This window comes from Streptomyces aurantiogriseus (assembly GCF_014649375.1).
Lineage (GTDB): Bacteria > Actinomycetota > Actinomycetes > Streptomycetales > Streptomycetaceae > Streptomyces > Streptomyces aurantiogriseus.
Genome location: NZ_BMSX01000060.1, coordinates 1 through 6,280 on the forward strand (window position 1 = coordinate 1; position 6,280 = coordinate 6,280).

Annotated in this window: 1 protein-coding gene; it reads left to right on the plus strand. The window is 74.4% G+C overall.

Going from position 1 to position 6,280, the window contains the following annotated elements; translation table 11 throughout:
• On the plus strand, positions 1-6,280 hold a 6,280-nt coding region (locus IE263_RS47910; protein WP_189944442.1), incomplete at both ends, for a non-ribosomal peptide synthetase.

The following is a 6,280-nucleotide window of genomic DNA, read 5'->3' on the forward strand; positions in this document are numbered from 1 at the left end:
GGCTGGACCTGGCCGGCATCGACCTCGACGAGGCCTTCACCGGCGGCCCCGCCACGGCGACAGCCGTCAAGGCGGTCAAGGAACAACTGCTCCGCATCCCCGACAAGGGCATCGGCTACGGCCTCCTGCGCCACCTCAACCCCCGGACCGCCCCCGACCTCGGCCGGCAGGCCGACCCGCAGATCAGCTTCAACTACGTCGGCCAGTACGCGGCCACGGACATGCCCGAGGAACTGCGCGGGCTCGGCTGGACGCAGGCCGAGGACGCCGCCGAGCTGGTCGCGGAGCCGGACGCGGACCTGCCGGCGCTGTCCGTGCTCGACGTCAACGCGCTGGTCGGTGGATCGGCCGAGGGCCCGCGGCTGACCGCCCGACTCGGGTTCCCCGCGGGGATCCTGGCCGAGGAGGACGTACAGGAACTGGCCGGGTACTGGCGGGAGGCGCTGGAGGCGCTCGCCCGGCACGCCACGACCCCGGGCGCGGGCGGGCTCACCCCTTCCGACCTGCCGCTCGTGCGGGCCACGCAGCAGCAGATCGACGAGTGGGAGCGCCGCTACCCTGGCCTGAGCGACGTATGGCCGCTGACGGCCATGCAGTCCGGGCTGCTCTTCCACGCCATGCTGGCCGGATCGACCTTCGATGCCTACCAGATGCAACTGGTGTTCCACCTGTCGGGGCAGGTCGAGCCCGACCGGATGCGGGCGGCGGGACAGGCGCTGCTCGACCGCCACCCGAACCTGCGGGTCGCGTTCGTGCCGGACGCGTCCGGCAACCTCGTGCAGATCGTCCCGGAGCGGGCCGAACTGCCCTGGCGCGAAGTCGACTTCAGCGCGCTCGGCGAGGAGGAGCGGAAGGCGGCGCTCAAGCGGTTCCTGGCCGAGGACCACGACACGCACTTCGAGCAGACCGCGGCACCCCTGGTGCGGATGACCCTCGTGCGGACCGGCGCGCGGCGCTGGGAGCTGGTCTTCACCGCCCACCACGTGCTGTTCGACGGCTGGTCGGTGCCCTTGGTGATGCGCGACCTGCTGCGCCTGTACGCCTCCGGCGGGGACCCGTCGGCCCTGCCGCGGGTGCGCGGCTACCGGGACTTCCTGAACTGGCTGGCCCGGCAGGACCGTGCCGCGGCCGCCCGGGCGTGGGCGAAGGAGCTGGCCGGCGTCGAGGAGCCCACCCTGCTGGTGCCGGACGCCGTGTCCGGCGCGGACCCGGCCGGCATCGGTCAGGTCGACGTGCCGCTGAGCGCCGAGGACGCCCGGGAACTCACCCGCCGCGCCGCCGAGTTGGGGCTGACCCTGAACACGCTCGTGCAGGGCACCTGGGCCGTGGTCCTGGCGGGGCTGACCGGGCGGCAGGACGTGGTGTTCGGCGCCACCGTCTCCGGACGCCCGCCGGAGGTGCCCGGCGTGGACTCCATGGTCGGCCTGTTCATCAACACCCTGCCGGTGCGCGTGGACTGCTCGCCCGCGCAGACCCTGCGCCGGGTCCTGAACGACGTGCAGGAGCGGCAGAGCGCCCTGCTGGACCACCACCATCACGGGCTGCTCGACATCCACCGGGCCGTCGGCCTGAACGTGCTGTTCGACACGCTGGTCGGTTTCGAGTCGTACCCGATCGACGGGGTCGCCCTCACCGAGGCCACCAGCGCCGCCGGCATCGAGGTCACCGGCATCAGCCCGCTCAGCGGCGCCCACTACCCGATGGTCGTGATGGCGTTCGCCGAGCCGCATCTGCGGGTGGGGCTCCAGTACCAGCACCACCTCTTCGACCGGGCGACCGTCGGGCGCATCGCCGACCGGTTCGCCCGCGTCCTGCGCCGGCTGGTGACCCGCCCGGACACCCCCCTCGGCGCTCTGGACCTGCTCGACGACGCCGAACACGACCAGGTGCTGCGGGAGTTCAACCGCACCGACGTCCCCGCCCCGCCGCAGCCCCTCGACGCACTCTTCGCCGACCGGGCCGCCGCCCGTCCGGACGCGGTCGCCGTGGCCTGGGGAGACGAAAGCCTGACGTACGGCGAACTCGACACCCGCGCCGACCGGTTGGCGCACGTGCTGGCCGAGCGCGGCGTGGCGGCGGACTCCGTCGTGGGCGTGGCGCTGCCCCGTTCCCCGGAACTCGTCGTCGCCCTGCTCGCGGTACTCAAGGCCGGCGGCGCCTATCTGCCCGTCGACCCCGACTACCCCGCGGCCCGCATCGCGTTCATGCTCGCCGACGCCCGGCCCGCGGCGCTCCTCACCGACACCGCGACGGCTGCCGGGCTGCCGGGCACGGACTGCCCGCTCGTCGTGCTGGACGACCCGGAGACGGCGGCGGCCGTCGCCGCGGCCCCGGCCGGCCGGCCCACGCCGTCCGTGCCCGTCCGCACCGACCGGCTCGCCTACCTCATGTACACCTCCGGCTCGACCGGGCAGCCGAAGGGCGTCGAGGTCACCCATCACGCCGTCGCCTCCCTCGCCCTGGACCGGCGGTACGGCAACGGCGCCCACGAGCGGGTGCTGCTGCACTCCCCGCAGGCCTTCGACGCCGCCACGTACGAGCTGTGGGCGCCGCTGCTGAACGGCGGCCGCGTCGTCCTCGCCCCGCCCGGACGCCTGGACGCCGCCGCCCTGTCCGCGCTCGTCGCCGAACACCGCATCACCGCCCTGTGGCTGACCGCCGGACTGTTCAAGGTGATCGCCGACGAACGCCCCGAGTGTTTCGCGGGCGTGCGCGAGGTGTGGACCGGCGGCGACGTCGTGTCGCCCGCCGCCGCCCGCCGCGTGCTGGCCACCTGCCCCGGCCTCACCCTGGTCGACGGCTACGGCCCCACTGAGACGACCACCTTCGCCACCTGCCACGCCATGGCCGACGCCGGCGAGGTCGGCGCGCCCGTCCCCATCGGACGACCCATGGACGGCATGCGCGTGTACGTCCTGGACGCCGCCCTGCGCCCGGTCCCCGTCGGTGCTCCCGGCGAGCTGTACATCGCGGGCGCCGGACTGGCCCGCGGCTACACCCGGCGCCCGCACCAGACCGCCGAGCGGTTCGTGGCCTGCCCCTACGGCGAGCCCGGCGAACGCATGTACCGCACCGGCGACGTCGTGGTCTGGAACGCCGACGGCACCCTCGTCTTCCGCGGCCGCGTCGACACCCAGGTCAAGATCCGCGGCTTCCGCGTGGAGACCGGCGAGGTCGAGGCCGCGCTGCTCGCCCACCCCGGCGTGCAGCAGGCCGTCGTCACCTGGCACGAGGACCGCTCCGGCGAGCGCCGCCTGGTCGGCTACGTCGTGCCCGACCCGGACGCCGACCCGGGCACCGCCGCGGTCGCCGCCGACGAACAGCTCGACGAGTGGGAGCAGGTCTACGACCGCCTCTACGCCACCTCCGGCGCAGGCTGGGGCGAGGACTTCTCCGGCTGGAACTCCAGCTACACCGGACGGCCCATCCCGCTGACCGAGATGGCCGAGTGGCGTGACGCGGCCGTCGCCGCGATCACCCGCTGGGCACCGCGCCGCGTCCTGGAGATCGGCGTCGGCACCGGCCTGCTCATGGCGCCGGTCGTCGCCGACGTCGACGAGTACTGGGGCACCGACATGTCCGCCGCCGTGCTCGACCGGCTCGGCGAGCAGGCCCGGCGGGCCGGCTTCGGCGACCGCGTCCATCTGCGCCACCAGCTCGCCGACGACACCACGGGGCTGCCGCGCGAGCACTTCGACACCGTCGTGCTGAACTCGGTCGTCCAGTACTTCCCGGACGCCGACTACCTCGACACGGTCCTCACCCGCGCCCTGGACCTGCTGGCCCCCGGCGGCCGTATCCTCGTCGGCGACGTGCGCAACGCCGACACGCTCCGCCTGATGCGGACCGGCGTGTGGCGGGCACGGCAGCCCGAGGCGTCCCCGTCGGCCACCCGCGCCGCGGTCGCCCGCGCCGTGCTGACGGAGAAGGAACTCGTCCTGGACCCGGAGTGGTTCGCCCGCTGGGCCGAACGGCACGGCGCCGGCGGCGTGGACATCCGCCTCAAGCCGGGCCGCGCCCACAACGAACTCACCCGCCACCGCTACGAGGTCGTCCTCCACAAGGCACCCGCCGACACCGTCTCGCTGCACGAGGTGCGCACCGTGCGCTGGGGACGCGACGCCGTCGGCCTGCGCACCCTGGACGACCTGTGCCGCGCGGCCGCCCCGGCCCCGCTGCGCGTCACGCGCATTCCGAACGCCCGCCTCGCCGGCGAGGCCGAGGCCGCGGCGGCGATGTCGGTGATCCCCGCGCCCGCCTCAGCCGGGGACGTCGTCGACCCGCACGAGCTGCGGGAGTGGGCCGCCGAGCGCGGCTGGGACGCGCTGCTGACCTGGTCGGCCGGCGCACCCGAGTGCTTCGACGCCGTCCTGTTCCCCGCCGGGGCCGAGCCCGGCCGGGCCGTCACGGACGGCTTCCTGCCCATCGGCCGCGCCGACCGTGCCCTGGCCAACGACCCCGTCGCGGCCGGCCGCGTCGGCGCCCTGGTCGGCGAGGTCCGCGGCCACCTCCAGAAACGGCTGCCGGATCACCTGGTGCCGTCGACGGTCGTCGCCATCGCCGAGGTGCCGCTCACCCCGAACGGCAAACTGGACCGCACCGCCCTGCCCGTACCCGACTTCGCCGGCGCGGCCGGCGGCCGCGGCCCGCGCACCCCGCGCGAGGAACTGCTGTGCGCCCTCTTCGCCGAACTGCTCGGCCTGGACCGGGTCGGCATCGACGACGACTTCTTCGACCTCGGCGGCCACTCCCTGCTGGCCACCCGTCTGGTCAGCCGCATCCGCACCGCCCTCGGCGCGGAACTCCCGGTCCGCGCGGTCTTCGACGCGCCCACCGCCGCCGAACTCGCCGAGCGGCTCTCGGCCGGCGTTCGCGTCCGCCCGCCGCTGCGCCGCGCCGAGCAGCGGCCCGAGACGGCACCGCTGTCCTTCGCCCAGCTCCGCCTGTGGTTCCTCGACCGCTTCGAGGGCCCGTCGGCCACCTACAACGTGCCCTTCCCGCTCCGGCTCACCGGCGACGTCGACACCGCCGCCCTCGAAGCCGCCGTCCGGGACGTCGTGGCCCGGCACGAGAGCCTGCGCACGCTGTTCTCCGTGGACGCCGACGGCGTCCCCGCCCAGCGCGTCCTGCCCGCCGACGAGGCCCGGCCCGTGGTGGAGACCGTCCAGGTCGCCCCGGACACCCTCGCCGACACGATGAGCGCCGCCGTCGCCCGGCCCTTCGACCTGGCCGCGGAGATACCGCTGCGCGCGACCCTGTTCCGCCTCGCCGAGCGGGAGCACGTCCTGCTTCTGCTCGTTCACCACATCGCCAGCGACGGCTCGTCGATGGCGCCCCTCGCCCGGGACCTGGCCACCGCCTACGCCGCCCGCACCGCGGGCACGGCCCCCGCGTGGCCGGAACTGCCCGTGCAGTACGTGGACTACACGCTGTGGCAGCGCGAGCTGCTGGGCGAGGAGGACGACCCCGGCAGCATCCTGGCGTCCCAGGTCGGTTACTGGCGCGAGGAGTTGGCGGGGGTGCCGCAGCCGCTGCGGCTGCCGGCCGACCGTCCCCGCCCGCCGGTCGCCTCCCACCGCGGCGACGCCGTCGAATTCGCCCTGCCGCCTGACGTGGCGGCCGGTGTCGAGGAGCTGGCCCGCCGCAGTGGCGCCACCGTCTCCATGGTCCTGCAGACCGCCCTCGCCGCCCTCCTGCACAGCCTGGGCGGCGGCGACGACGTCACCATCGGCTCGCCCATCGCCAACCGCACCGACGAGGCCCTCAACGATCTCGTGGGTTTCTTCGTGAACACGTGGGTGCTGCGGGCGGATCTGTCGGGTGGTCCGACGTTCGCGGAGCTGCTGGAGCGGGTGCGGGGCAAGGCGCTGGCCGCCTACGACAACCAGGACGTTCCGTTCGAGCGGCTGGTGGAGGTGCTCAACCCCGAGCGGTCCACCGCCTACCACCCCCTCTTCCAGGTCATGTTCGCGTGGCAGAACTTCGCCCGCCGCGACTTCGACCTGCCCGGTGTCGGCGTCGGGATCGAGCGCGTCCGCACCGAGACCGCCAAGTTCGACCTCTTCTTCAACATGGCCGACCTGCCCGGCATGGGTGTGGTGGGTCTCCTGGAGTTCGCCACGGATCTCTTCGACCGCGAGACCGCCGAGGCCGTCGCGGCGCGCTTCGTCCGGGTGGTGGAGCAGGCCGTGGCCGACCCCGACCTGCGGGTGGGTTCTGCTGACGTGCTGCGCCCGGGGGAGCGGGAGCTGGTTGTCTCCGGTTTCAACGACACGGGTGC